We start from the raw sequence: 26810 nt of genomic DNA on the forward strand, positions 1-26810 counted from the left end.
TATTCGGACGGTACGCTTTCACGGTGGGCGCAGTCAAGGGTCGCGATACCGGGCAGCAACGCCCCTTTCGACACGGGATCCACCGGATCACGCCGAATCGGACACAGGCATGAGCCATCGAGAAACGTGACAGCATGAACCGGCAGAACCGGACGGACCGCGGGAAGGCGACACGAGTGAGCTCAGGCGGCGAGACATCACAGACGCTTGACCGCGGGCTGACCGTGCTGGCACTGCTGGCCAAGCACAGCGACGGCCTCACCGCCGCCGAACTCGCCGGACATCTCGGGGCCGCCCGCGCGATCGTCTACCGGCTGCTGCGCACCCTCGAGGCCCACAACCTCGTCACGCGCCTCGACACGCGCTACGTCCTGGGGTTCGGCCTCTCCGAGCTGGCCAGTCGGCTACGGCCCAGGCTCCAGAGCGTCGCGCTGCCGATCCTGCGCCAACTGAGCCAGCGCACCAACAGCACCGCGCTGCTCAGCGTCGCCGACGGCGACCAGGCCCTGGTCCTGCTCACCGCGGAGCCGCCCGACAGCACCATGCACCTGGCGATGCGCGAAGGCGCGCGGCACCCGCTCACCGTGGGCGCCGACGGCGTGGCGATCCTGGCCGGCCGGCCGCCAGGCGATTCCGACACGGAAGACGTCAGGCGCGCGCGCCGGCAGGGCTACGCCGTCAGCGTCGGCGCTCTGCAGGAGGGCGCCGTCGGCGTGGCGGCCCCCATACGCGTATCGGACTGGCCGACCGCCAGCCTCGGCATCGTCCAGCTCGGGGTCAGCATGCCCGACCCCACGGTCGGCGACCTGGTGACGAGCGCGGCCGCCGAAGCGGCTCAACGGCTCACCGGGACACCCGGATTCGACATGTCCAGCAGTCGCTAGACCCCACCGCCCCTCGACGCCGGTCAAGGCCGCTCGGCGCGGCCGCGCCGAGCGGCTCGCCGGCATGCCCGGATGCGCCGTGTCCGGCAGGCGCCCACCCGCCGCCGGGGCGGCATGATTCACCCATGCCCCGGCGGCGAGCACGTCCGCGCCCGCCCCGTGAGCCGGCCTCGGCGGCGACGTCGTCCACAGGTCAGGCACCTGCGCCGACGCCGCTTCCCGGCGCGGCCGACAGCGGCGAACATGGCGCCGACTCCGTGCCCCGCCATTCACCGATCGCCGCTCGGGTGGGTTGACATGCGAGCTCCGCGGCCCCACCATCTGCCCAATAGCGGACGGCCTGTACGAAAATCGTACAGCTCCGCGATCCCTCACCGGGAGTGGACAGATGACTTCTCCAGACAATCAGCCGCTCGGCCGAGGAAAACTCTCCATGACCGGCGTCCTGGCCCAGTCCGTGGGCTTCATGGGGCCGGTCTTCTCGGTCGCGGCGCTGCTGCCGTTGATAGTGGGGCTCTCGGCCACCGGCCGCGGCGCCGGCGTCGCAACACCGTTGGCGATCATCGTCGCGGGCGCGGGAATATTCGGCGCCGGCTGGATCATCGCCCAGTACGCCAAGCGGATCCACCTGTGCGGTTCGCTCTACGAATACGTCTGCGACGGGGCCGGACCACGCGTCGGCGTCGTCGCCGGCTGGGTCTACTACGGCGCCATGCTGGTCCTCGGCGCCGCGACCTTCCTCGTGCTCGGCGGTCTCACGCAGTCGTTCCTGCAGACCGCCTTCTCGATCGACGTGCCCTGGTGGCCGCTCGCCCTGGCCTACCTCGCCGTGGTCCTGGTCATCGTCGTCATCGGCGTCCAGGTCTCGGTCAACGCCCAGCTGGCGCTGGTGCTGATCTCGTCCGCCGTCGTGCTCGGCTTCTCGCTCTACATCATCTTCCGTGGCGGCCTCGGCGGGCACAGCCTGTCGGCCAAGCCGTTCAACCCGTTCTCCATCAGCGGCCTGGACCTCCTCTACGGCGTGCTCTACGGCATCAACATGTTCATCGGCTTCGAGTCGGCCGCCAACCTCGCCGAAGAGACCGACGACCCGAAACGGCACGTCCCCAGGGCCGTGCTCATGTCACTCACCATCGTCGGGCTGTACTTCGTCATCACCGCCTACGCCCAGGACATCGGCTTCGGCCTCGACGGCACGGCGTGGAAGAACAGCGTCTTCCCGCTTCAGACGCTCGCCTCGGGCAGCGCCTTCGGCTCGTCCGCGTTCGGCGACGTGGTCGCGGTCCTGATCATCCTCGACGTCCTGGCCGTCGCGATCGGAGTCGGGGTAGCCGCCACCCGCGGCATGCTCTCCATGGCGCGCGCCGGCAGGCTGCCCGCACCACTGGCGGCTGTGCATCCCCGCTTCTACACCCCGACGGGCGGCGCCGCGCTGCTCGGCGCGGTGTCGGTCGTCGCCATCGTCCTGGTCCGGGTCGACCACGGCATCTTCTCCCTCGCCACCGGGCAACCGGGTGTGCTGCAGCCCGAGTGGTCACCGATGTTCGGCTGGATGGCGGGCTTCGGGGGCACCGGCCTGGCCCTGATGTATCTCGTGGTCAGCGCCGCCGGCGCCAAGGGCCTCTGGCACGAGGTCAACCGCGTCAAGCTGGTGATCGCCGCCTTCGCCGGGATCCTCGTCGCCGCCGGAGCCGTGTTCGGATCGTTCTACAAAGCCACCAGCCCTCTCGACACGGTCGCGCCGGCTCTGGGCATCTGGCTCGTTCTCGGCATCGTCTGGGCCTTCTTCGCCCTCCGCCGACAGGGGCGGCCGGACCTCGGATCCCCTGTCCCCGAGCCCCGCCCGCTCGCCGGCGACAAGAGCTAGCCGAACGGTCAGGGTCCCGCGCCCGGCGCGCCGGTCCGAAGAACCATCGATGGGAAGACGATCAGCATGACCCTGCAGTCCCCCGCGTCCCACCCGTACGACCCGTTGTCCGCCACGGAGATCGAGTCGGCCGTCGCGATCGTCCGGGCGGGCAAACCGCAACTGACGACTCCGCGGTTCCCCCTCGTGCGCCTGGACCACCCCGACAAGCAGTCGGTGCGCGACCACGACCCGGAGTCCCCGCTCGACCGGTCGGCGTTCCTCGTCGTCTACGACCGCGCCGACGCCGCCGCCTACGAGGCACGGGTCGACCTCAACGCCGGGACCATCACGTCCTGGACGCATGTTCCGGGCGTCCAGCCGGCCATCATGATCGAGGAGATCATGGCCCTGGACGACATCGTGAAGAAGGACGCCGGGGCCGTGGCCGCTCTCGCACGGCACGGAGTCGACGACCTGGATCTGCTGCAGATCGATCCCTGGTCCACCGGAACACTCCCCATCGACGGCATCGACGCGCGCCGACGCATCATCCGGGCCAGCGCGTATGTGCGGACCTTCCCCGAGGACAACGGCTACGCCCGGCCGGTCGGCAATCTGGTGTTCGTGATCGACTGCGACGAGCAGTCCGTCGCCGCGATCATCGAGGGCGACCCGATTCCCGTCCCGCCGGAGAGCGGGAACTACGACGCCGGCAGCGTCGGTCCGCTCCGGACGGACCTGCGCCCGCTGGAGATCACCCAGCCCGACGGCCCCTCGTTCACGCTCGACGGACACGTCATCGAGTGGCAGCGGTGGCGGCTGCACGCGCATATCGACACCGTCGAAGGACTCGTCATCAGCGACGTCTCCTACCTCGACGGGGAGCGTCGGCGGTCGGTCCTGCACCGCGCGAGCATCAGCGAGATGGTCGTGCCCTACGGCGACACCAGCGACGACTTCTATTTCCGCAACGTCTTCGACGCCGGCGAGTACAACCTCGGGAAGACGGTCGGATCCCTGTCGCTGGGCTGCGACTGCCTCGGCGAGATCCGCTACCTGGACGCGGTACTGGCCGATGAATCGGGCACTCCGCACACCGTGACGAACGCGATCTGTCTGCACGAGGAGGACTACGGAATCCTCTGGAAGCACTGGAACTTCCGCTATGCCGACCAGGCCGAGGTCCGCCGCTCACGCCGCCTGGTCGTGTCGGCGATCCACACCATCGGCAACTACGAGTACGGGTTCTTCTGGTACTTCTACCTCGACGGCACCATTCAGTTCGAGGCGAAACTCACCGGCATCGTCCAGACCCGGGCGATCGCACCGGGCGCCACACCGCGGTTCGGAACCATCGTGGCCCCGCAGCTGGACGCCCCCAACCACCAGCATCTGTTCAACATGCGGCTGGACCTGGAGATAGACGGCCCCGACAACACCGTCGTGGAAGTCGACGCGGTCGGCCTGCCGACCGGGCCGGACAACCCCTACGGCAACGCCATCGTGGCGCGCAAGACCCCGATCGGCAACGAGCGCGACAGCCGCCGGATGTGCGACCCGCTCACCGCACGCACCTGGAAGATCACCAACCCCGGCGTGCTCAACCGCCATGGCGAGCCGGTCGCCTACAAGCTCGTGCCCTTCGTCGGCCCGACCCTGCTGGCTGCGCCGGACAGCGATCTCGCCCGGCGGGCCGAGTTCGCCCGCTCCCACCTGTGGGTCACCCGCTACTCCCCCACGGAACTGCACGCGGCCGGCGACTACCCCAACCAGCATCCCGGCGACGGCATCGGCGAATGGGTCAAGCAGGAACGCGACCTGCTGAACACCGACGTCGTGCTGTGGCACACCTTCGGCACCTCACATCTGCCGCGGCCCGAGGACTGGCCGATCATGCCGTGCGACTACGTCGGGTTCTCCCTGAAGCCGGCCGGATTCTTCGACCGGAACCCCTCGCTGGACGTCCCCCCGCCCGCCCACCACGGCAGCGGACACTGCGCCCCGGACCACGAGCCCGCCGCCGAGCAGACCCCGTGACGTCCGGACTCCGACGGCCCCTCGGCCTCCCCTCCTCGGCACCCTGGTGACCATCCGGCAGACAAAGCGCCCCTGACCAGCATTTCCCTGGTCAGGGGCGCTTGGGCGGTAGGCGAGCCCTCCCGGTGGATGTCCGGACCGGGCTGTCCGGTGGGCAGCCGGCGGCCGGAGGACGGTCAGGGGGTTGTGGTCACCGGTGTGATGCCGCTGCCGGCGATCTCGCGGAAGTCCGCGCGCTGCGCGATGGCGTTGCGCAGGGTAGCGAGCTGCCGGGGGGGGGCGTTGACGCAGACCGCTCCGCGGATGACGCCGTCCCGTCCGTAGGCGGCTACGAGCGAGTTCTCCTCGTGGCGCAGTACGGCGATGGTGCCGTCCGGGGAGATACGTCCGACGCGGCGCGCGTCGCATCGAACCGGTGGGTCCAGAAGTAGGGAACGGACTCGAACGGAAGGTGCTCGCCCATCAGCGTCCCCGCCGCGTGCATGCCCTGCCCCGGCCGGGCGGCCCGGCGCCGCGCGCGGGGGTCCCGGGCCGACATCACACCCGCGGCGGCCGGCTCTGCGGGCGAACGCGTACGCGCCTGGGCGGCGGGCTCACCGGGCCCCACGGGGCGGTGCCGCGGCTGTACGCGGCCGGAGGGGAACAGCGAGAACCTGTTCCGCCGCCGCAAGGGTCACGACTCGGTCCGGTCTCCGACGCCGCGAGTTGCCTCCCGGGCAAATACCCCTGGGGGTATTTGACGACACCTTCCGAGCCGCCGTACGCTCGCCAGCAGGATACCCCCGGGGGTAATTGAGGAGGCAACGAAGTGGCTTCTGAAGTGACGCAGGCAGCGTTCGCGGCGGCCTGGGCCGGCGGCGGGCTCGTGGTCGACGTACGGGAGGCGGACGAGTACGCGGCCGGGCACGTCCCCGGCGCGCGGCTGATGCCGCTGCGCACCGTGCCCGCGCGGTGCGGCGAACTGCCCACCGACCGGCCGGTGTTCGTCATCTGCGCCAGCGGCAACCGCAGCAGGAGCGCCGCCGACCGGATGGCCTCCCGCGGCATCGACGCCTACTCCGTCGCCGGCGGCACCGGCGCCTGGGCCCACAGCGGCCGCCCGATCGCCGTCGGCTCGTCCGAGCACGCGGCCTGACACCCCGTCCGAATCCCGCACACCGGCCAGTCGGGAAGGAGCACTGCCTTGGCCGCCATCCCCTCCCCCACCGACACCCCGCTCTCCGGCCGTCACCGCGTAGCCGTCATCGGCGGCGGCAGCGCCGGCATCAGCGTCGCCGCCCGCCTGCGCCGCGCGGGCGTCGACGACATCACGCTGATCGAACCGTCCGACACTCACTGGTACCAGCCGCTGTGGACCCTGGTCGGCGGCGGCCAGGCCCCCCTGCGCACCGCCCGGCGCCCCGAGAGCTCGGTGATCCCGGACGGTGTGCGCTGGGTCCGCCGACATGCCCTGGCCGTCGACCCCGACGCCCGCACGGTGGCCCTGTCCGGGGGCGGCGAACTCACCTACGAGCACCTGGTGATGGCGCCCGGCCTCCAGCTCGACTGGAACGGCGTGCCGGGCCTCGCCGAAGCCGTCGGGCACGACCGGGTCAGCAGCAACTACGCACCCGAGTACGCCCCGCGCACCTGGGAGCTCATCAAGCGGATGCGCTCCGGCACGGCCGTCTTCACCCACCCGGCCACGCCGCTGAAGTGCGGCGGCGCCCCGCAGAAGATCGCCTACCTGGCCGCCGACCACTGGCGCCGCGAGAAGGTCCTCGGCGACATCCGCATCGTGCTCGTCATCCCCGATCCGACGATGTTCAAGGTGCCCGCCTGGTCGCAGGTCCTGGAGACGGTCGCTGCCCGCTACGGCATCGAGGTGCGGCTGCGCTCCGAGATGACCGCCGTCGACGGCGACGCCCGCGAGGTCACGATCACGAACCACGCGAACGGCACCAAGGAGACCCTCGGCTACGACTTCCTGCACGCCGTGCCGCCGCAGAGCGCGCCGGACTGGGTCAAGGAGAGCCCGCTCGCGGACCCGGCCGGCCGGCAGGGCTTCGTCGCCGCCGACAAGCACACCCTCCAGCACCCGGTCCACGGCACCGTCTTCGCCCTGGGCGACGTGGCCGGCCTGCCCACCTCCAAGACCGGCGCGGCCGTGCGCAAGCAGGCCCCGGTCGTGGCCGGCAACCTCCTCGACGTCATGAACGGCCGTACTCCGTCGCGCCGTTACGACGGCTACACGTCCTGCCCGCTGGTGACCGCCCGGGACCGGATGCTGCTCGCCGAGTTCGACTACGACCTCAAGCCCACGCCCACGTTCCCGCTGCTCGACCCCTTCAAGGAGCGGCGCACGATGTGGCTGTTCAAACGGTACGGACTGCCGCCCGTGTACTGGCACGGCATGCTCACCGGCCGCCTGTGACCGGCCGGCCCGGGCGTCCCCCGACCGGGCCGGCCACTCCCCCCGCCCTTCGACCAGGGCACATCAGACCCTTCCCTGTACCCCCTGGGGTAACAACCCTTTCCGGCTCGGAGGTCATCCACCCATGTTCTTCGCCCAGTACTACCTGGACTGCCTCTCCCAGGCGTCCTACATGATCGCCGACGAGATCACCGGCAGGGCCGTCGTCGTCGACCCCCGCCGCGACGTCTCCGAATACCTCACCGACGCCGCCGAACACGGCTTCACCATCGAGGCCGTGCTCAACACCCACTTCCACGCCGACTTCCTCGCCGGCCACCTCGAACTGGCCGACCGCACCGGCGCCTGGATCGGCTACGGACAACGGGCCGAGGCCGAGTACCCCATCCGCAAACTGACCGACGGCGAACGCATCACCCTCGGCGACGTCACCCTCCAGATCCTCGAAACCCCCGGCCACACCCCGGAATCGATCAGCGTCCTGGTGTACGAGCACATGGCGGACACCGTCCCCTACGGCGTGCTCACCGGGGACGCTCTCTTCATCGGCGACGTGGGGCGGCCCGACCTGCTGGCCTCGATCGGTGTGACCGCCGAGGAACTCGGCACGATGCTCTACGACACCGTCCAGCACAAGCTGATGGACCTCCCGGACGCGGTCCGGGTCTTCCCCGCCCACGGTGCGGGCTCCGCCTGCGGCAAGAACCTCTCCACCCAGCGCCAGTCCACCATCGGCGAGCAGCGTGCCACCAACTACGCCTGCCGGCCGATGAGCGAGGAGACATTCGTGGCGCTCGTGACGGAGGGGCAGCCGTCGGCGCCCGCCTACTTCGTCTACGACGCCATCCTCAACCGCAAGGAGCACGGCCTGTTCGACGCGGCCGCCGCGCCCCGGCCGCTGTCCGTGGAGGAGTTCATGCGGCGGCGCGCGGCGGGGGCGGTCGTCCTCGACGCCCGTTCGCCGCAGGACTTCGCGCCCGGGCATCTGCGCGGCTCGGTCAACGTGCCCGCGGACGGACGCTTCGCCGAGCAGGCGGGCATGGTCCTCGCGCCCGACCAGGACGTCGTCGTCATCGCTCCCCAGGACCGCGAGGAGGAGGTCGTCACCCGGCTCGCCAGGATCGGCTTCGACAAGGTCGGCGGTTACCTGCGCGAACCCGAAGGCGCCTTCCCGGCCCTGGCCGACGAGATGAAGCAGGCCAGCCGCCTGACCGCCGACGAACTGCGCCGCCTGCTGGACGGGGACGAACCGCCGCTGGTCCTGGACGTGCGCAACACCGCCGAGCGCGCAGAGGGCTTCATCGAGGGCTCGTTCCACATCCCGCTGGCCGAACTCGCCCGCCGCGTCGCCGAGCTCCCGGCCGCCCGCCCCCTGGTCGTGCACTGCGCGGGCGGCCACCGCTCCTCCATCGCCGCCAGCCTGCTCCGCCACCACGGCCGTACCGACGTCTCCGACCTGCTCGGCGGCTACGGCGCCTGGCTCGCCCTGCCCACATCAGCGGACGTCTGATCCCTCGCCGACCGGGCGGCGGTCACGGAGAACGACCGCCGCCCCCGACCGCGCGGAAACCCGTGCAGCCCCGGGTCCCGGCAACTGCCCCTACCGCTGTCTGCTCGCAGCAGACGGCACACTGGACCCCGGACCCCGAACCCCGAACCACGACACCGACACCGACACCGACACCGACGATTCCGCGCGCGCGGAAGATTGAGGCGGAAGACATGGACGCGGCGGACTGGGACGAGCGCTACCGCGGCAGCGAACTGGTGTGGAAGGCCGAGCCCAACCGCTTCGTGGCCGCGGAGCTGGCTCCTCTGGAGCCGTCCGGTCGGGCGGTGGACCTCGCCGCCGGTGAAGGCCGCAACGCGGTCTGGCTCGCGCAGCGGGGCTGGGAGGTGGACGCCGTCGACTTCTCCGCCGTAGCCCTGGAGAAGGCCGAGCGGCTGGCCGCCGACCGGGGAGTACCGCTGCGCACCGTTCACGCCGATCTCACGCTCTGGACCCCTGCGGAGGCGACGTACGACCTGGCCCTGATCGCGTATCTGCACCTGCCGTGGCCGCAGATGGCCCAGGTACTGCCCCGGGCCGCCATGGCAGTCCGCCCGGGCGGCACCCTGCTCCTCGTCGGTCACGACGCGGCGAATCCCGAGCACGGGTTCGGCGGCCCGCAGGACCCGCGCGTGCTGTACACACCTGAGCAGGTCGCCGAACTGTGGCGGCCCTGTGCCGAGATCCTGCGGGCCGAGACGGCCGCCCGGCCGGTGACCGACGCCGAGGGCGGCAGCCGCAGCGCCCTCGACACGCTCGTCCGCGCAGTACGGAAATGACCCTGGTCAGCGTGCGTCGGGCCGCTGTACCGGGCGTGGTCGCCAGGCACCGGTCGGGGAACTCGACGCTGTCGTCGGCCGGCCGTGCCTCCAGTTCCGCCCGGGTGCGCTGCGGGCCTACCGATTCGACGCCCGCAGCGGACAGTGACCCCACCACGACGACCCCGCCGCCCCACCGCTGCGGCTGACCGACGTCCGCTTCACCGCCGACGGGCGCCTCACCGCCCCCGCTCCCGCCATCACGGGCTGGGCGGGGCGGCACTGGCCGGCCGACTGGACCGCGCCCGGAACAAAGCCACACCGGCACCGGTTGAACCGAGTGGACGCAGATACCCCACCGGGTATACATGAGCGGAGGGAACTCCATGCCGACCGTCGAACTGACCAAGGACAACTTCGAGGAGACCGTCACCGGCTCCGACATCGTGCTGATCGACTTCTGGGCCGCCTGGTGCGGACCGTGCCGGATGTTCGGCCCCGTCTACGAGAAGGCGGCCGCACGCCACCCGGACATCGTCTTCGGCAAGGTCGACACCGAGGCCCAGCCCGAACTCGCCGGCGCCTTCCAGATCTCCTCCATCCCCACCCTGATGGCCGTCCGCGACCGGACCGTGCTGTACTCGCAGCCCGGCGCGCTGCCGCCGCAGGCGCTGGAGGAGCTCATCGGGAAGATCCGGTCCGTCGACATGGACGACGTGCGACGGAAGGCCGCCGTGGGATCGGCGGGAGCGAACTGACACGCCCGGGGCGCCCGCGGAACAGGAGGGCGCCCCGGAACCCCGGGTTCAGCGGCCGCGCAGGGCGGCCAGGGCGGCGTCGAGATCGGCCGCGCGCGGACGGTTGTGCGGCAGCTTGCCGAGCACGACCGCCATGCCGCAGGTGTCGGTGAGGGCGGAGAAGACCAGGCCGCCCGCGACACCGGCCGAGATCAGCAGGAGGGCCGGATGCACCAGCAGGCCCGGGACGAGACCGACGAGCACCAGGGCGCCTGCGGTGAAGCGCACCTGGCGTTCCATGCTCCAGCCGGAACGGGTGTCGCAGGCCGCCGGTGTGTGCAGATCGTGCCCCTGGGAGGCCCAGGCCCCGGTGCCCCCGGCGAGAGTCGCCGTGGTGACGCCCTGCTCGGCCAGCAGCTTGCGGGCGCCCTCCGAGCGGGCGCCCGAGGCGCACACGCCGAGCACGTCGCCGTGCTCGGCGGCGTGGCGGATCTCCGGCAGCGCCCGCCGGACCTGGTCCAGGGGGATGTTGAGAGCACCGGGCAGATGACCGGAGGCGTACTCGGCGGGCGTGCGCACGTCGATGACGGTCAGTTCGTGCAGCCGCGTGCGGACCTGCGCCGCACCGAGAGAGACGGGACCGAGAGAGACGGGAACGGGGGAGTTGGTCATGACAGGTGTGATCCTTGGTGGTCGACGCCGTCCCGAATCGGGACGTACAGTACCCCTAGGGGTATTTTTCGAGGAGTGATCGTGGAATTGGAGCTCGAAGGTGCGGACCTGAAGGCTGTGCTGAACCGTCTGCGCCGGGCACAGGGCCAGATCTCCGGGGTGATCCGGATGATCGAGGAGGGGCGCGACTGCGAAGACGTCGTCACGCAGTTGGCCGCCGCCTCGCGCGCGCTGGACCGGGCCGGTTTCGCGATCATCGCGACCGGGCTGCAGCAGTGCGTGACGGACATGGAGTCCGGCCGCAAGAACGGCGAGGACCCGGAGGCGATGCGCGCCCGGCTGGAGAAGCTGTTCCTGTCCCTGGCCTGACGGTGCTCGCCGCGGCGGCCGTCACAGCAGCGAGTCGATCAGCATGAAGGCGGCCACGGCCAGCAGCACCAGCGCGAAGATCCGCTGAAGCGTGGGCCCGGAAACCTTCACGGACAGCCGCTTGCCGTCCCACGCGCCGAGGATCGCGGTCCCGATGAAGGGGCCGACCACCGCCCAGTCCAGCCCCTCGACCGTACCGGCGCGCATGGACAGTGCGGCCAGCGAGTTGACGGTGATGACCAGCAGGCTGGTGCCCACCGCGTTGCGCATCCGCATGCCCAGCACGCCCACCAGCGCCGGCACGGCGAGAAAGCCGCCGCCGACCCCGAGGACGCCGGTGACCGCGCCGAGCCCCCCACCGGCCGCCGCCGCGCGTGTCGGCCGCACCGTGACAGTGCCTTCGGGGGCCGGCCGGGAGCGCAGCATGCGCACGGCGGCCGCTCCCGCGACCCCGGCGAAGGCCGCGGTCAGCACGGACGCCGGGATGCGCCCGGCCAGTGCGCCGCCCAGCATCGCCGGACCGATCCCGGCCGCGGCGAACAGCAGTCCCGTCCGCCACCGCACATGCCCGTCGCGGGCGTGCGCGACCAGCGCGGTGACCGAGGTGAGGGTGACGATGACCAGGCTCGCGGTCGTCGCGCCGACCGGGCTGAAGCCCAGCAGGTAGATCAGTGCGGGGACGGCCAGGACACTGCCGCCGCCCCCGAGCGCGCCGAGTGCCAGGCCGATGACCGCTCCGGCGGCCAGCGCGAGAACGAGAGCGCTCACGCGACGATGCCGTTCTGTCCGCGCGCGTCCACCACCGGCAGCCCCGCTTCGGCCCGGTCCCGCATCCCGCCGACCACGTCCACGGCCTGCGAACCCCGGGAGACGAGCAGTTCGGCGGCCCGGCGGGAGCGGTTGCCGGAGCGGCAGATCACGACCAGGGGCCGCGCCTGCGCGTGAGCGGGCAGGCGCGCCCCGGCAGCAAGCGCGGACAGCGGCAGGTGCACGGCTCGCGGCGCATGCCCCGCCTGCCACTCGTAGGGCTCGCGCACGTCGAGCAGTACGGCGTCACCACCGCCGTCGGCGTCGTCGTGCCCGGTGCGCACGGCCGCCTCCCGCACGCTCACGCGGCCCGGGCCGCCCCGGCCTCGTCGGAAGACACTCATCTCGATCTCTGGCTCCTGTTCGTCAGGCCGGCGGTCGGATCGGCCGGCCTCGGCGGCGTCCGGCGCCGTCAGGGAGCCCGGAGAGGGCGAGTCCCGCGCCCTCAGCCGCCTCCCCCTCAGTGAATATTTACCCCCGGGGGTATACTTGCGACGGTAACACAGGTACCCCTGGGGGTATTTCGAGGGGCAGGGAAAGCCCGGGAACTTCCCACGGGCACCTCGTACCCGGCCGGACACCCGTCCCGCCGCTCACGCCACCGAGAGGGGCCCAGACCCATGCGCTACGACCGCACCGTCCACCTCGACACCGACTTCGCCACCACCGTGGAGCGCGTCCGCGACGCCCTCGCCGCACAGGGCTTCGGCATCCTCACCGAGATCGACGTCACCGCCACCCTCAAAGCCAAGCTCGACCACGACATGGAGGACTACGTCATCCTCGGCGCCTGCAACCCGCCCCTCGCCCACCGCGCCCTGGAGACCGACCGCACCGTCGGCCTGCTGCTGCCCTGCAACGTCGTCGTCCGCCGCGACGGCGACCGCACCGCCGTACAGGCCCTCGACCCGAACACCATGGTCGCCCTCACCGAACTCGACGCCCTGCGCCGGGTCGCCGAGGAAGCCACCCACCGCCTCGACGCTGCCCTCGCCTCCCTCAGCACAGGCTGAACGGACAACCGGCGCAGCGCAGACCGCACGGGCAGACGGCAAGGCCCCGAGATCGGCGCGGCGCATCGGCGCACGGTTTCAGCGGCCCAAGGTGACCGTGATCAGCGGTCCCAGTTCCTGATCCCGCAGGTTGGCGCGGATGGGGAGTCTGCCGATTCCTGGCCGCGTAGCTCATCGGCGCAGCCAGGTGCGAATGCGGTGGGCCAGATCGGGCGAGCAGTCCGGGGACTGGGCCAGGGTGAGAGCGCGGTTGCCGGGGCTACGGCGTTCATGAACCGCGAAGGCCTCGCCGATCGCCCTCTTCGTGCCGGGGCCCGCGGCGGGCCACAGATCGGTGACCAGCCAGTCGGCGAACTCCGGGTGATGGTGGAGCACTGCGATAAAGAGGGTGACCATGTCGCGCTCGACTCGGTTGCCGATCTGGCGAGGGTCCCAGCCAGATATGACGCGGCGGACCGACGCCGCCACCTCGGCGGCTGGAAGACTGTGCAGAGCGAGCCGGGTGACCGCGGTGACGAAGCAGCCGAAGTCCGTGGCGAGTTCGTTCTGTGCGGTCTTCCCCGTCGGCCCTGCCGAACTCTCCGAGATCCGCAGAGCCGGTTCCATGACCACGTCGAGGACGCGGCGGCTCGTGTCCTGCGTCAGTGGCGCCACCCTGTTCATCCGCGCCAGCAGGTCGACCAGGGTGGTCGGCAGGTCCGTGCTGCGGCCCGAAGACACCGCCTGCTCAAGCCGCTGCCGTACGAGGTCGGCACCGCCGGAGGGTGTTGGCCCGGACTCGCCGGTGATGCGGATCGTTCGCCCGGCGGCGTTCTTCTCCCGGCTGGCCGTCGTCGGCCCCGCCGGCTTCGGGGAGGCGTACATGGCGGGCGACTGGACGAGCACCGATCCAGCAGGACTGCTGACGCCGGTCGCGGCCCGTCTGACGCGCCCGGCCCGTCGGCCCGCGACCGCGTTCCGGCGGTGGGCCGACCAGAGCCGTCCGGACACGGAGCGCAACACCGTGGAGGGTGCCCGCTCGAACATCCGACGCCACTACGACCTGTCCAACGAGTTCTTCGCACTCTTCCTCGACCCGTCCATGACGTATTCGTGTGCGCTGTTCGGCCCCGGCGACGACCTGCACGCCGCGCAGCTCCGCAAGATCGACCGCGTCCTGGACCTGGCCGGGGTCGGTCCGGGGACACGCATGCTGGAGATCGGGACCGGCTGGGGCGCGCTTGCCGTCCGGGCGGGACTGCGCGGCGCCGAGGTGACCACACTGACGCTCTCACCACGCCAGCGCGACCTGGCGCGCTCACGGATCGCCGAGGCGGCCGTGGCCGACCGGGTGACGGTCCTCCTGCGCGACTACCGCGAGACCGAGGGCGAGTACGACGCGGTTGTCTCCGTCGAGATGCTGGAGGCGGTCGGGGCCGAGTACTGGCCGACCTACTTCGCGGTACTCGACCGCCTCCTGGCGCCCGGCGGACGCGCCGCGCTCCAGACGATCACCATGCCCCACGACCGGATGCTCGCCACGAAGGACATCCGCACCTGGATCCAGAAGTACGTATTCCCCGGAGGGCAGATCCCCTCGCTCCGCGCCGTGGAGGAAGCCCTCGCCCCGACCACGCTCCGCATCAGCGGACGCCACCGGATGGGCGACCACTACGCGCGGACCCTCGCCCTGTGGCGCTCGCGCTTCCTCGCCCGCGAGGACATCGCCTCCTTCGGCTTCGCCCCGGACTTCCCCCGTCTCTGGGAGTTCTACCTGGCGTACTCGGAGGCCGGCTTCCGATCCGGCTACCTGGACCTCTGGCAACTTCGGCTCACACGCTGAACGGGCCACCCGTCGAGCAGCCGACGGGTGGCCCCCCATCAAACCCGGGGTGATTCACAGGTCTCGACGGCCGCAAGGGAGGACCTGACCACCACCACGCCAAGTGCCGCGCGCAGGGCGGGCGTAACGCCTGGCGTCCGTCTGCCGCGGCCTTGGCGGCCTTTCCGATTCAGCCGTCGTGCTGAAAGCGCACCGACTCACGGAGCACCGAGCGGGCGCTCTCGAAGTCGGCCAAGCGGGCCGCCACCGTCGCCACGGCGAGGCGTTCCGGGAGGGCGGCGGAGAACTTCAGGCCGCGTACGGCCCGACGATCCACGTCAGGCAGGACGAGATTTTCACCGACGTTCTCACGGGCCGCACGCCAATCCGCCGAAGTGAGGTTCTCACGCAGGCGCAGCCAGCTGTCGGTGGGCCGTTGCAGGGGGTCGGTCACCGACTGGAGGGTGGTCGCCAGGGTGGCGTTGGCGCGGTAGCCGGCCCAGGTCCACCCGCGGACGTCCGAGCCCACGCGCGTGATCAGCGTGGCGCCCGGGTGCACGGTTCCGGGTGCGTCGGTCTCGCGCTGTTCGGCCAGGCACGCCTGCGCGCGCCGGGTGAGGGAGACCGGCGGGTCCGTGCCGAGCAGCACCTCGCGCATAGCGCGCGTCAAAGCGTACGACAGTCCGGCGACGCCGCCGTTCATCCACTTGGCGATGCCGCCGCCGTCAGCGGGCTCGACGAAGACGCGTTTGCGCAGCCAGTCGATGCACGTGACCTGCCAGCTGCGTCCGCCGAGCAGCAGCCGTCGCGGCCCGGGACGTTCCTCGGTGAGCACGCTCGGGTCGGTGCGGCCGATCTCTGTGCGTCCGGACAAGACGGCTGTTGCAGGGTGACGGCGAGCAGTTGCTGGGCCACCAGGTGGCGCGGCTCGGGCGGAGGGAGGACCGGCTCGGCCCAGCCGCGCGACCACAGCAGCAGCAGACCCGCTGCCTGCAGCAGCGTGTCCTTGCGGGTGGTGAGGAACAGGCGGTTGCGTACGGTGCCGGGGCGGCGGCCGGTGCGGCCGATGCGTTGCAGGAACGAGGCGACGGAGGCCGGTGAGTCGATCTGGATGACGCGGTCGAGGTCGCCGACGTCGATGCCGAGTTCGAGGGTGGAGGTGGAGACGATGACGCAGTCACGTGCCTCGGCGAAGGCCTGCTCGGAGCGGGCGCGTTCGTCGACGGAGAGGGAGGCGTGGGTCCTGTTCTGACGCGGCTCGGACCGCGCCATGGCCCGCAGGATCACGGGCTCGCCGAGATCCAGCGCACGGGGTTCACGCGCGGTGGAAGACTTCGAGTGGGCCGTAAGCAGTCGGCTTGCTGTAGGCCAGTTCAGGGTGGTTGCCCACGCGGTCCCGGAGGATGCCGACGGTGTCGGGCCACACGGTGAAGTGCCCTCCGTTGCCGACGAGGATGCGGTCCCAGTCCTGGGAAGCCGAAACGCCGACTCGGTCGATGACGAACCCGCGGCACACGGCCGCATCCTGATCGAGCGTGCGCACCAGTGCCACGACCGCCTCCTCGCGGTCGGGCACGGGAACGTCGGTGAGGCGCAGCGTGATGCTCTGCGTCGCCTCATCCGTGCGTCGCACGATGCCGGTCAGGGACTGGTCGTAGCCCTTCCAGCAGGTGAACTCGGCCTTCGAGTATCGATCGTCAGCCAAGGCAGCGGCCAGGGCCGCGCCATCACCCATCAGCGGCTCACGGTTTCCGACTGGCGTCTCGCGGAACCCGAAGAGGGCATTGGTCAGCGGGTGTACGGCGGAGAGCCCGGCGTTCTCCAGATGCGTGAGGAGCTGATGGGCGCGCGCGCTGTCCAGCTTCGGCACGTACCAGGTAAAGAAGCCCGCAGCCCTGGACGGGGTCGTAGCGGGGGCGTGGTCCGGGAACTCCTCCTGGAAAATGTGCCTGGCCTGTTCGTCGGGCACGACAGGGACCGTGTAGTCGTTGGTCCGGATGTGGTCCAGGAACTCCTGCGGCAGGGCAGCGTGGTGACGGCGTACGTAGTGCGTGAGATCGACGGGCCAGAGCCAGGTGCCATCCGTCATCAGGGATCCGGAGCCCGGGATCCACTCTTCGCCGGTGAGGACGTCGCGCTCGGCGCCCATCGTGGTGTAGATCTCCAGGGCCGATCCCAGGTAGGCGAGGATACGGTCCTCGTCCCAGGGCCCACTGTCCTGTACGGCATCTCGCAGCGACGGCGAATCGGCTGCCGTGGTGGCCTGGCCGCCGATCTCCCGATAGAAGCCCGCTCGCTTGATCATTTTCACTCCTGTGAGCCTGCCGCTAATGGGCCATGGGCAGGTAGGTGCGCCAGTAGCCATTGTTGCCGATGGTGGGGGTCTGGTTGAGGCCGAGTTGAGGGGACGTTCCCACCTTGCTCGTAGGCGCCGTCACGGGCACGCCGAGCTCGTTGGCGACGGACTGCGCGAGGGGCAGCTCGGGCGGTCTCGCGTCTGCGCCGGAGTAGCAGGAGATGAGGCGCACCGGTTCACCGTGGTAATTGGGATTGCTGCGGATGGCGTCCGCGATGTGGTTGGGGTGCACTTCGAAGTCTGTAAGAGTCTTTCCCGCGGCGTTGATGCGGCCGGGGACGAAAACCCCCTCGTCCGTGCCGTGGACGACCACGTCGTGTACGCCAGGGACACGGGCGACTCGTTGCAGGTTGTTCAAGGTGCGTTCGTCGTAGCCCACCGTGGTGGTGTTCTTGCCGAAGTAGACCGGGTCGCCCGAGACCAACTCGTAATCGCCGGCCCGCGCCGGTGCGGCGGGAATCTTCGAGTCCGGAGACTGGATCAGCTTCCAGGTACGGGACTTGCCCATCTCGTCGAGGGCCGCGCTGTTCAGCCGGAAGCCGTTGAACAGGCCCTCCATTCCGCCGTTCTCGGCGACGATTCGGGCTGTGCTCCCACCTCCTCCGAAGGCGCCGCCGAACTCCATGCCGTAGAGGGCGGAGTCGCTCACCTCGTCGAGGCTGAGGCCCTTGCTCTCGCCGATGGCCATGGCGACGGGCTGGGTGACGGCGAGGTCGACGGTGATCGATTCGAGTCCACCGATGGCGGCCGTGGCAAGGGTGGTGCCGGCGATGGTGGCGATCTCGGTGGACACGGTCACGCCGAGCGTGGCGGACAGCTCCAGGATCGAGACGGTGGCGGCTGCCGCGGCACCTTCGGAGATGCCGAGCGTGAAGACCGCGAGGGCGGTGCCGGCGACGATGGTGGCGCCGACGATCTCCAGCTCGTGTTCCAGATGCTTGACGGCCTTGTGAACGACGTCGGCGTACTGGTCGAGGGCCTTGGCCATGTCGCGGGCGCCATCGATCATGTCCTGGAGCCAGCCGTGGCCGTCGTAGTAGTAGCGGCGCCAGAACGGGTCGTCGAAGGCGGATATCGCCTCGCCCTTGTTGTGCTCGATGATGCCGCGCGCCGACTTGTTGGCGGCGGCCGTCACGTCCTCCAGGTCGTCGGCGAAGTCCCGCCAGGCTTTGGCCGCGTCGCGCAGACCTCCTTCGTCGGCATCCGGCCACCACATGCCGGTCATGTCCTGGACGATCTTTTTCGCCTTGTCGGCTGCGCTCACCGCGCGCTCCCGTCGGCATCGTGCGGGGCGGGCTGGATCTTGCTGAACATCGAGCGGACGAGCAGTTCGTTGTCGATGTGACCGTCGGCCATGTCGGTCATGGCCGCTTCGATGCTGGCCAGGCCGAGCGCGAGAATCCCGGCGGCGGCCTCCATCCTCTTGACGTGCGGACCGTAGTGCTCGTGGAACTCCTCACCCTGTTCGTCGTCACCCCACGGCGCACCGGCCGCCGCCAGGCCGGTCTTGAGCTTGGTCAGCGCCTTGGCCAGGTCGGAGCTGTGCGTATGGAATTGCGGGGCCGTCGCCTTCAGATCGGCGATCTTGATGTCGAGTACCCTGCCGTCACTGTGGTCGCCCATGGCGTCTTCTGCTCCCCCTGAGTCGGCTGACCGGCCCGAAGACGCTAGTTCACCGAGCCGGTTTGCTGCCGCGATCCCGACAAAGGGGCGGCAAAGTTCCGATCAAGGTGGGCAAAGGATGAGGGCTGTGCTGCCTGCATTTGCCGGCCTGGTTCCGTCGCCGTGACGGCGCAGCTGCGTCCCTGCCGCTCAGGATCCCTCCAGCCACCGCTTTCTGTATCTACGACGACCGCCAAGTGATCGTCGAGGACTGGCACGCCGAGCTGTGGATCGACGACGAAACCGGCGTGGACACCTGTCCGCGCACCGGGAACACGCTCCGGGAATCCACCGTGTACGACGCTGACGCGGGTCGTCTCATCAGCGCGGCACGACGGGCGCTGCACCCGCCGACCGAGAAGGCAGACCACTATGCAGAGGACGCCGCTCATGACCTCGATCACCGGTTGGCCCTCAGGGCCCCTGAGCGCGACTGTGCTGCCGTCCAGCGGGCATCGCAAACGCTCAGCGCGGAAGCCTCGGCCGCCGCTCTGTCTAAGGGATTTTCAGCGCTGTCCGAGGGACTTCCGAGGGACTTTCCGCCGCGTAACGCGGCAAGGCCCCGAAAGACCGGAAAGGGCCTCCGACGCAGATCAGAGGCCCTTTCCCAGGCAAAGCCGCAGGTAGCGGCAGACGAGTCGGGCTGTACGCCGGGTTCTGTGCCGAGGTCTCTCGCGAGGGCCTCGGTGACGGCCATCCATCTAGGGCCGGCGTTGCCGCCGGCCTCGTGCGGTCTACCCGCGGACTCGGGCGGGCAGCCCTCGGACGTCCGCGCAGAGCGCCTTTTACCGCGCTCCTTTTGACCTTGCTCCGGGTGGGGTTTACCTAGCTGCCCAGGTCGCCCTGGGCACTGGTGGTCTCTTACACCACCGTTTCACCCTTACCGGGGGCCGGAGCCCTCGGCGGTCTGTTTTCTGTGGCACTGTCCCGCGGGTCACCCCGGGTGGCCGTTAGCCATCACCCTGCCCTGTGGAGCCCGGACGTTCCTCGGGAAGTCCCGTAAGGGACTCCACGCGGCCGTCCGCCCGGCTCGTCTGCCGTGCCGACCATGTTACCGGCCGTGGGCCGCGCTTCGGTCCCGCCGCCGTCGCCAGGACCGAGCCGGCCAGGATCAGGGTGAAGGCGGCCACGATGGTCGCCGTCAGGTGCTCGTCCAGGAACAGGGCGCCCGCCGCGACCGCCACGGCCGGGTTGACGTAGGTGATGACCGTGGCGCGGGTCGGGCCCGCCTCTTTGATCAGTTCCATGAAGGCGACGAACGCTACGGCCGTGCAGATGACGCCCAGGCCCGCGAGGGACAGCAGAACGGTGGTGGAGGGGATCGCCGTGGGGCGGGCGGCGGCCGCGGCCGGGGCGTAGACCAGGGCCGCGAGGGCCAGGCAGGGGGCCGTGAGGTGGAGGGAGGGGACGTCCTTGAGGTGACGGGCGGCTATCAGTGGAGCAGTCGCGTAGCCGACCACCGTCAGCAGGACCTCGGCCAGGGAGCGGGCGTCTCCACCGGTCAGATGCGGGACGGTGAGGACGGCGACGCCGGTCAGGCCCAGGGCGAGTCCGGCGATCCGGCGTGCGCCCAGCCGCTCGGTGTCACCGAAGAACCGGGCCAGAGCCACTCCCACGATGGGGACGCCCGCGATCAACAGCCCGGCCGTGGAGCTCGACAGGCGCCGTTCCGCGTCGGTGAGGGTGAACCAGGGGACGATGATCTCGATGACCGCGAAGGCCAGCATGGGCTTCCAGTGCGTCCTCACGGTGCCGGTCAGGCCGGGGCGGCGCAGGGCGAAGGGGAGCAGGAGGGCGGCGCCCAGGGCGCATCGGGTGAACACGACCACGGACGGGGAGAGGCCGTCCTGGCCGTCCACCGCGACTTTGATCATGAGGTAGGGAACGCCCCACACCACTCCCATCAGGGAGAACAGGAACCAGCCGCGAGCAGTCATACGGGGAGTGTCGGCCCGGTGCCGGTCAGGCGTCTTGAACGCTGTTGCGGTACGCCGCCGGGGTCACGCCCAGGACGCGGCGGAACCAGCGGGTGAGGTGGGCCTGGTCCGCGAAGCCGACCCGGAAGGCGACTTCGGCGGGGGTCAGACCGCACTCCAGCAGAGCCCTGGCCCGGCTCACCCGGTACTGGGCGAGCCAGGCGTAGGGCGGGATCCCGGTCGTCGCGCGGAAGGCGCGCAGGAGTTGGTAGCGGGACAGGCCCATTTCGGCGGCGAGGTCGGCCAGCGACGGCGGGGCGAGCAGTTCGTCGGCGAGGCGGGTGCGGACGGCGCGGGCGATGTGCTCGGCGCCGGGGATGGTGTCGGACACCGGGCGGGCCGTGGAGTGGCGTCGGGCCAGGGCTGTCAGCAGCCACGGGAGCCGGGACTCGGCCTCCAGCGGGTCGGGGCAGGCGGTGAGGTCGGTGTGGGCGCGGCGCAGGGCGGCGGCGAGTTCGGGATCGTCGAGGAGGGGCTCGCGGAAGTGCGGTGTGCCGCCGGCCGTGCCCTCGGTGAGGAGGCCGGGGGCCGCGTACAGGGCGCGGTAGGCGTAGCCGCCGCTGTCGTCGCCCGGGCCGCCGGTGTGGGTCTCGCCGGGGTCGAGGACGACGATGGAGCCGGGACCGGTGCGGATGTGGCCGCCGCGGTAGGCGATGATCTCCGCCCCTTCCACGCACACGCCGACGGTGAACTCCTCGTGCGTGTGCGGCGCGTAGACGTGCCGCTGGAAGCGGGCGGTGAGCAGGTCGAGGGGCGGACCGCAGCGGCCCAGTCTGGCTCTGGTCCACCACGCCTGTTCACGGTTCACGCGCCACCCCCGGTCGTCCGTAGCCCTGTGTTCCGGATGCTTCCGGATGCTCTCGGGGGTGCAACGCGTTCGGGGGCCGGTTCCATGCCGCGGCGCCGTGCCGCACTGCCAGGTCACGAGGTAACGGGACCAGGTCACGGGGCCAGTGCGCGGGGTCATGCCGTGGGGCCATGCCGCCGGCTGCTCGTGCGGTCGGCCGGGGTGTCCGGTCGGCGGGGGCGTTCGGTCGGCCTGGGTGCCCGGTCGTCGCCGAGGGACCGGGGCGTCCGGGTGGCACGCCGTACGCTGTGGCTGCTGAGCTCGATGTGAGGAGATGTCCCGTGCTGGTCCTGCTGCCGCCGTCCGAAGGCAAGGCGTCCTCCGGACGCGGCGCCCCGCTCAAGCCGGAGGCGCTCTCCCTGCCGGGGCTCGGCGCCGCGCGTGAGGCGGTTCTCGACGAGCTGGTCGAGCTGTGCGCGGCCGACGAGGACAAGGCCCGCGAGGTGCTGGGGCTGAGCGAGGGACTGCGCGGCGAGGTCGCGAAGAACACGGCGCTGCGCACGGCGGGCGCGCGGCCGGCCGGGGAGATCTACACGGGCGTCCTGTACGACGCCCTCGGCCTGGCCTCGCTGGACGCGGCGGCGAAGCGGCGTGCGGCCAGGTCGCTGCTCGTCTTCTCGGGACTGTGGGGCGCGGTCCGGGTGACGGACCGGATCCCGTCGTACCGGTGCTCCATGGGCGTGAGGCTGCCGGGCCTCGGGGCGCTGGGCGCGCACTGGCGTGCGCCGATGGCGTCCGTGCTGCCCGAGGCCGCCGGGGACGGGCTGGTGCTGGATCTGCGGTCGGCGGCGTACGCGGCGGCGTGGAAGCCGAAGGGCGAGGTCGCGGCGCGGACGGCCGGCGTACGGGTGCTGCACGCGCCGACCCGCAGCGTCGTCAGCCATTTCAACAAGGCGACGAAGGGGCGGATCGTCCGCGGCCTGCTGACGGCGGGAATCGCGCCCAGGACCCCGGCGGAGCTGGTCGAGGCGTTGCGGGACCTCGGCTACACGGTCGAGGATCACGCGCCGAAGCGGACGGGGAGCGCCTGGGCGCTGGACGTGCTGGTGGACGAGGTCCACTGACGCACCGCAGAACCGCCGGACACTTCCGATCCGTCCACACGGTTCAGCCAGTTCAGCCGGTTCCGCCGGATCAGCCGGATCAGCCGGTTGCCGGCTCGTTCCCAACCGGTTGCCGGCCCGCTCCCGACCCGCTCCCGACCTCTCCCCCCCTCTCGTCGCAGCATGTGCAACGTTCGTTGCGCAGGGTGTACGTCGGCGGCAGGATGAGGCGCATGACCTCATCCCTGCCCTCACCGTCGGCCGCCTCGGTGCTGGATCTCGCTCCGGCTCCCGTGGTCCCCGTGGTGGTCGTCGGGGACGTCTCGGACGCCGTGCCGCTGGCGCGGGCGCCGGTGGCGGGCGGGCTGTCCGCGATCGAGGTGACGCTGCGGACGCCGGCCGCGCTCGACGCGGTCCGGGAGATCTCCGGGGCGGTGCCGGAGGCGGTCGTGGGGGCCGGGACGGTGATCTCGCCGGAGCAGGTGACGGCGTGCGCGGCGGCCGGGGCGCGGTTCCTGGTGAGCCCCGGCTGGACGGACGTCCTGCTGACGGCGATGCGGGCCTGCGGCCTCCCCTTCCTGCCCGGGGTGCCGACCACCTCGGAGGTCGTCGCCCTGCTGGAGCGGGGTGTGCGGGACATGAAGTTCTTCCCGGCGCAGGCGGCGGGCGGCGCCGCCTATCTGCGCGCGCTCGCCGGACCGCTCCCGCAGGCCCGGTTCTGCCCCCCGGGCGGCATCGGTCCGGACAACGCACCGGAGTACCTCGGTCTGCCCAACGTCTGCTGTATGGGCGGGAGTTGGATGGTCCCGCCGGAGGCGGTCGCGGCGCGGGACTGGCCCTGGATCGAGGAGCTCGCCCGCACCGCCTCCCGCCTCACCGCAGGTGTGACGTGTCGTTGAACAGGCGGACGCTGGCGTTGCCGTCCGCGAAGTAGGCCACCGCCGACAGCGACGCAGCCGACAGCTCCATGCGGAACAGGGAGGCGGGCGGGGCGCCGAGGGCGAGCCGGACGAACGTCTTGATCGGGGTCACGTGGGTGACCATCAGGACCGTGCGGCCCGCGTACTGCGCGGCCAGTCGGTCGCGGGCGGCCGCGATGCGGACGGCGGTCGCCGCGAAGCTCTCGCCGCCCCCGGTCGGCTCGGCCTCCGGGTCGGCCAGCCAGGCCTCGAGATCGTCGGGATAGCGCTCACGGACCTCGCCGAAGGTCAGTCCCTCCCAGGCGCCGAAGTCCGTCTCGATCAGCCCGTCGTCGACGGCGACCTCCAGCCCGAGGCGGGCCGCGACCACGCCGGCGGTCTCCCGGGTGCGGGCCAGCGGGGAGGCGAGGACGTGCTGGACGGTGCCGCGCCGGGCGAGCGCGGCGGCGACCCGCTCGGCCTGCTCCCTGCCGACGTCCGAGAGGGAGGGATCGGTGCCGCCGCTGCCGGAGAACTTCTTCTGCGGGGTGAGCGGGGTCTCGCCGTGCCGCAGGAGGACGAAGGTCGCGGGCGCCCCGAGGTCCGGGGCAGCGCCCCAGCCGACCGTGGGGGCGGCGACGGTCCGCGCCGCGCGTATGTCGGACGCGGCCGCCGACCGCGACGCGTCAGCCGCGGCGGCCTTCGCGGTCCCCGGCACGGCGCCCGCGCCGGGGACCGCGAAGGCCGCCGCCCCGACGTCCGCACCGGCGTCCTCGCCTGCGGCCACCCCGACATCCGCCCCGGGGTCCGGGAAGGCGCGGGCGGCCGTCTTCGGGCCGGGCCGTGTCACGGGCTGCGTCGGTGCGGCGGACGACGACGCGCGGGTACGGGTCAGCGCCTCGCGGGCCTTCGCCGCGCCCGCGACGGCGTCGCCGGGAGGCCCGGACGGCTCGGGAGCCGGCGAGGCCGCGGGGGTCCGGGCGGCGAGCGCGGCCTTGGACGCCCCGGCGTCCCACTGCTCGCCTCGCTTGCCCGCGTCCATCGCCTCGTTGGCCAGCCGGTCGGCGTGCTTGTTCTGCTCGCGCGGGATCCACTCATAGGCGACCTGCCCGGCCGGAAGCACCCGGGCCGCCTCCGCGGCGAGCGGCTTCATGTCGGGGTGCTTGATCTTCCAGCGGCCCGACATCTGCTCGACGACCAGCTTGGAGTCCATGCGCACGCGCACCGTCGCCGAGGGGTCGAGCTCACGGGCTGCCAGCAGCCCTGCCACCAGCCCCCGGTACTCGGCCACGTTGTTGGTGGCGACGCCGATGTACTCGGCGCGCTCGGCGAGCGTCTCTCCGGTCGCCGCGTCGATCACCACGCTGCCGTAGCCCGCGGGTCCCGGGTTGCCCCGCGACCCGCCGTCCGCCTCGACGATGAACTCCCGCACGGAAACAAGCCTCTCAGCGGCGCGGCTACAGGCCGGACTCGGACGTGCGCACCAGGATGCGGCGGCAGTTCTCGCACCGGACGACCGTGGTGGGGGCGGCCGAGCGGATGTCGTTGATGTCGGTGATCGCCAGCTCCTGGCGGCAGCCCTGACAGGTGCGCTGGTAGAGCTTGGCCGCGCCGATGCCGCCCTGCTGCTCGCGCAGCTTGTCGTAGAGCTTGAGCAGGTCGGCGGGGACGGATCCGGCGATGACCTCGCGCTCCTTCGTCGCCGAGGCCGCCTGGCCGTCGAGCTCCTCGAAGGCCGCGTCCCGGCGCGCGGTGGCGTCGTCGATCTTCCCCTGCACGGACCCGACCCGCTCGGTCAGCTCCGCGACCCGCTCCTGGGCGCTCTCGCGGCGCTCCATGACCTCCAGGACGACGTCCTCCAGGTCTCCCTGCCGCTTGGCGAGGGAGACGATCTCCTTCTGGAGGTTCTCCAGGTCCTTGGGAGAGGTGACGGCCCCGGAGTCGAGCCGCTGCTGGTCGCGGGCGGCGCGCTGACGCACCTGGTCGACGTCCTGCTCGGCCTTGGTCTGCTCGCGGGCGGTGTCGCCCTCCTCGGTCTGCGCGGCGACGAGGAGGTCGCGCAGCTGGGTGAGGTCCTTGGTCAGCGACTCGATCTCGGCGTGCTCGGGCAGGGACCTGCGCTTGTGCGCGAGCTGCTGCAGACGGACGTCGAGGGCCTGGACGTCGAGGAGTCGGATCTGGTCGGCGGGCTCGGCGTTCAGTTGGGGGCTCCCGTTGAGCTAGAGGTGGCGTCGGACGCCACGTGGGCGGTCCAGGGGTCGGTGACCGTGCGGGAGACGTGGACCCTGAGGTCCCATCCCCGACGGTCGGAGATCTCGTCGAGCTGGGTCGCGGCCAGCTCGCACCAGGGCCACTCGGTGGCCCAGTGCGCCGCGTCGAGCAGCGCGAGAGGACGGGGGGCGCCGGCCGCCATGAACTCCGACGCCGGGTGGTGGCGCAGGTCCGCGGTGAGGAAGGCGTCGACGCCGGCCGCCCGGACCTGCTCGAACAGGCTGTCCCCGGAGCCGCCGCTGACGGCCACGGTCCGTACGAGCGCCTCCGGGTCCCCGGCCACCCGGATGCCCTGCGCGGTGGCGGGCAGGCGCGCGGCGGCGCGGGCGGCGAGTTCGCGGACGGTGACCGGGTGGTCGAGCTCGCAGACCCGCCCGAGGCCGCGCCGCCCCTCGCCGTCGCTCGGGTCCGGCACCAGGGGGCCGACGACCCGCAGGTCGAGGGCGCCGGCGAGGGCGTCGCTGACTCCGGGGTCGGCGGTGTCGGCGTTGGTGTGGGCGACGAGCAGGGCGATGTCGTTCTTGATGAGGGTGTGCACGACACGGCCCTTGAAGGTGGTGGCCGCGACGGTCGTCGTCCCGCGCAGGTACAGCGGGTGGTGGGTGACGAGCAGGTCGGCGCCCAGCTTCACGGCCTCCTCGACGATCTCCTGGACCGGGTCGACCGCGAACAGGACCCGGGAGACCTCCTGTCCGGGATCGCCCACGACCGTACCGACCGCGTCCCAGGACTCGGCCCGTTCGGCGGGCCACAGGTTCTCCAGCGCGGCGATGACTTCAGACAGACGGGGCACGAGCAGAAGGCTACCTGTCCCCTCTACGAGCCAGTACCGCCCGTACCGCCGGCTCTCGCGTCCACGAGCCGCAA

General features: G+C 71.5%; 24 protein-coding genes, 1 other RNA gene and 3 pseudogenes. 14 read left to right on the forward strand and 14 right to left on the reverse strand.

All coding sequences use genetic code 11. The annotated features are described in order from the left end of the window. Positions 1–176 precede the first annotated feature (176 nt). From IE239_RS31925 to trxA, 8 genes are all read left to right on the forward strand, one after another. Positions 177–884 (forward strand): IclR family transcriptional regulator, encoded by a 708-nt coding sequence (locus IE239_RS31925; protein WP_229878438.1) that lies wholly within the window; start codon positions 177–179, stop codon positions 882–884. Positions 885–1317: 433 nt separating this feature from the next. Beyond that, positions 1318–2751, forward strand: coding sequence for an APC family permease (locus IE239_RS31930; protein ID WP_190152931.1), 1434 nt, complete (start codon positions 1318–1320; stop codon positions 2749–2751). A 66-nt stretch (positions 2752–2817) separates the two neighbouring features. Continuing rightward, a complete protein-coding gene (locus IE239_RS31935) occupies positions 2818–4770 on the forward strand; it encodes a primary-amine oxidase (protein WP_229878439.1) in 1953 nt (650 codons plus the stop codon). Positions 4771–5578: 808 nt separating this feature from the next. Then, positions 5579–5905, forward strand: a complete 327-nt coding sequence (locus tag IE239_RS31940; protein ID WP_190152932.1) for a rhodanese-like domain-containing protein — start codon at positions 5579–5581, stop codon at positions 5903–5905. A gap of 48 nt (positions 5906–5953) precedes the next feature. Further along, on the forward strand, positions 5954–7183 hold the full coding sequence (locus tag IE239_RS31945) for an NAD(P)/FAD-dependent oxidoreductase (RefSeq protein ID WP_190152933.1): 1230 nt from the start codon (positions 5954–5956) through the stop codon (positions 7181–7183). Between the two features lie 124 nt (positions 7184–7307). Beyond that, positions 7308–8693, forward strand: coding sequence for an MBL fold metallo-hydrolase (locus IE239_RS31950; RefSeq protein WP_190152934.1), 1386 nt, complete (start codon positions 7308–7310; stop codon positions 8691–8693). 212 nt (positions 8694–8905) lie between these two features. Beyond that, on the forward strand, positions 8906–9511 hold the full coding sequence (locus IE239_RS31955) for a class I SAM-dependent methyltransferase (RefSeq protein ID WP_190152935.1): 606 nt from the start codon (positions 8906–8908) through the stop codon (positions 9509–9511). 365 nt (positions 9512–9876) lie between these two features. Beyond that, positions 9877–10248 carry a thioredoxin gene (gene trxA / locus IE239_RS31960; RefSeq protein ID WP_190152936.1) on the forward strand — a complete coding sequence of 124 codons (372 nt, stop codon included), beginning with the start codon at positions 9877–9879 and terminating at the stop codon, positions 10246–10248. Positions 10249–10296: 48 nt separating this feature from the next. Here trxA and IE239_RS31965 read toward each other — a convergent pair whose 3' ends face one another. Next, a complete protein-coding gene (locus IE239_RS31965; RefSeq protein ID WP_190152937.1) occupies positions 10297–10899 on the reverse strand; it encodes a rhodanese-like domain-containing protein in 603 nt (200 codons plus the stop codon). Positions 10900–10980: 81 nt separating this feature from the next. Between IE239_RS31965 and IE239_RS31970 the strand changes: the two genes are divergently transcribed. Further along, positions 10981–11268 carry a metal-sensitive transcriptional regulator gene (locus IE239_RS31970; protein ID WP_047017838.1) on the forward strand — a complete coding sequence of 96 codons (288 nt, stop codon included), beginning with the start codon at positions 10981–10983 and terminating at the stop codon, positions 11266–11268. A gap of 21 nt (positions 11269–11289) precedes the next feature. Here IE239_RS31970 and IE239_RS31975 read toward each other — a convergent pair whose 3' ends face one another. Beyond that, on the reverse strand, positions 11290–12036 hold the full coding sequence (locus tag IE239_RS31975; RefSeq protein WP_190152938.1) for a sulfite exporter TauE/SafE family protein: 747 nt from the start codon (positions 12034–12036) through the stop codon (positions 11290–11292). Then, a complete protein-coding gene (locus IE239_RS31980; RefSeq protein WP_190152939.1) occupies positions 12033–12419 on the reverse strand; it encodes a rhodanese-like domain-containing protein in 387 nt (128 codons plus the stop codon). Before IE239_RS31980 ends, IE239_RS31975 begins: the two co-directional genes overlap by 4 nt. A gap of 276 nt (positions 12420–12695) precedes the next feature. Between IE239_RS31980 and IE239_RS31985 the strand changes: the two genes are divergently transcribed. Next, entirely contained in the window at positions 12696–13088 is a 393-nt protein-coding gene (locus tag IE239_RS31985) for a DUF302 domain-containing protein (RefSeq protein ID WP_190152940.1), read from the forward strand. A gap of 171 nt (positions 13089–13259) precedes the next feature. Here IE239_RS31985 and IE239_RS31990 read toward each other — a convergent pair whose 3' ends face one another. After that, positions 13260–13808 (reverse strand): hypothetical protein, encoded by a 549-nt coding sequence (locus IE239_RS31990; protein ID WP_190152964.1) that lies wholly within the window; start codon positions 13806–13808, stop codon positions 13260–13262. Between the two features lie 67 nt (positions 13809–13875). Between IE239_RS31990 and IE239_RS31995 the strand changes: the two genes are divergently transcribed. Beyond that, positions 13876–14910 (forward strand): SAM-dependent methyltransferase, encoded by a 1035-nt coding sequence (locus tag IE239_RS31995; protein WP_229878441.1) that lies wholly within the window; start codon positions 13876–13878, stop codon positions 14908–14910. A gap of 169 nt (positions 14911–15079) precedes the next feature. Here IE239_RS31995 and IE239_RS32000 read toward each other — a convergent pair. The 4 genes and pseudogenes from IE239_RS32000 to IE239_RS32015 form a co-directional block, all read right to left on the reverse strand. Then, a pseudogene (locus IE239_RS32000) lies at positions 15080–16131 on the reverse strand (helicase-related protein); the annotation flags it as partial. 73 nt (positions 16132–16204) lie between these two features. After that, on the reverse strand, positions 16205–17194 hold the full coding sequence (locus IE239_RS32005) for a hypothetical protein (protein ID WP_190152942.1): 990 nt from the start codon (positions 17192–17194) through the stop codon (positions 16205–16207). 22 nt (positions 17195–17216) lie between these two features. Beyond that, complete coding sequence (locus IE239_RS42525; protein WP_229878443.1) at positions 17217–18509, reverse strand: DUF8616 domain-containing protein; 1293 nt, start codon at positions 18507–18509, stop codon at positions 17217–17219. Continuing rightward, positions 18506–18868, reverse strand: a complete 363-nt coding sequence (locus IE239_RS32015; RefSeq protein WP_190152943.1) for a hypothetical protein — start codon at positions 18866–18868, stop codon at positions 18506–18508. Before IE239_RS32015 ends, IE239_RS42525 begins: the two co-directional genes overlap by 4 nt. Positions 18869–19047: 179 nt before the next feature. Here IE239_RS32015 and IE239_RS42530 point away from each other — a divergent pair. Further along, a pseudogene (locus IE239_RS42530) lies at positions 19048–19257 on the forward strand (transcriptional regulator); the annotation flags it as partial. A 280-nt stretch (positions 19258–19537) separates the two neighbouring features. On the opposite strand, the gene rnpB reads toward IE239_RS42530, so the two are convergent. The 3 genes and pseudogenes from rnpB to IE239_RS32030 form a co-directional block, all read right to left on the reverse strand. Then, an RNA gene (rnpB, locus tag IE239_RS32020) (RNase P RNA component class A) lies at positions 19538–19940 on the reverse strand. A 115-nt stretch (positions 19941–20055) separates the two neighbouring features. After that, positions 20056–20844 (reverse strand): annotated as a pseudogene (locus tag IE239_RS43350) (DMT family transporter); the annotation flags it as partial. Positions 20845–20869: 25 nt separating this feature from the next. Then, positions 20870–21691: a helix-turn-helix domain-containing protein gene (locus IE239_RS32030; RefSeq protein ID WP_229878445.1), complete on the reverse strand. Its 822-nt coding sequence runs from the start codon at positions 21689–21691 to the stop codon at positions 20870–20872. 320 nt (positions 21692–22011) lie between these two features. Between IE239_RS32030 and yaaA the strand changes: the two genes are divergently transcribed. Next, positions 22012–22794: a peroxide stress protein YaaA gene (gene yaaA, locus IE239_RS32035; RefSeq protein ID WP_190152945.1), complete on the forward strand. Its 783-nt coding sequence runs from the start codon at positions 22012–22014 to the stop codon at positions 22792–22794. 212 nt (positions 22795–23006) lie between these two features. Further along, the gene (eda, locus tag IE239_RS32040) at positions 23007–23672 is read left to right on the forward strand and encodes a bifunctional 4-hydroxy-2-oxoglutarate aldolase/2-dehydro-3-deoxy-phosphogluconate aldolase (protein ID WP_190152946.1); all 666 of its coding nucleotides are present in this window, start codon (positions 23007–23009) and stop codon (positions 23670–23672) included. Here eda and IE239_RS32045 read toward each other — a convergent pair. From IE239_RS32045 to IE239_RS32055, 3 genes are read right to left on the reverse strand one after another with little or no spacing between them, the layout of a single operon-like run. Next, positions 23647–25104 (reverse strand): bifunctional RNase H/acid phosphatase, encoded by a 1458-nt coding sequence (locus IE239_RS32045; protein WP_190152947.1) that lies wholly within the window; start codon positions 25102–25104, stop codon positions 23647–23649. The genes eda and IE239_RS32045 overlap by 26 nt on opposite strands. Before the next feature lie 25 nt (positions 25105–25129). Next, complete coding sequence (locus IE239_RS32050) at positions 25130–25873, reverse strand: zinc ribbon domain-containing protein (protein ID WP_190152960.1); 744 nt, start codon at positions 25871–25873, stop codon at positions 25130–25132. Continuing rightward, on the reverse strand, positions 25870–26736 hold the full coding sequence (locus IE239_RS32055) for a Nif3-like dinuclear metal center hexameric protein (protein WP_190152948.1): 867 nt from the start codon (positions 26734–26736) through the stop codon (positions 25870–25872). Before IE239_RS32055 ends, IE239_RS32050 begins: the two co-directional genes overlap by 4 nt. Positions 26737–26810: the final 74 nt, after the last annotated feature.

Origin of the sequence: Streptomyces humidus, assembly GCF_014649655.1 — a bacterium.
GTDB lineage: Bacteria > Actinomycetota > Actinomycetes > Streptomycetales > Streptomycetaceae > Streptomyces > Streptomyces humidus.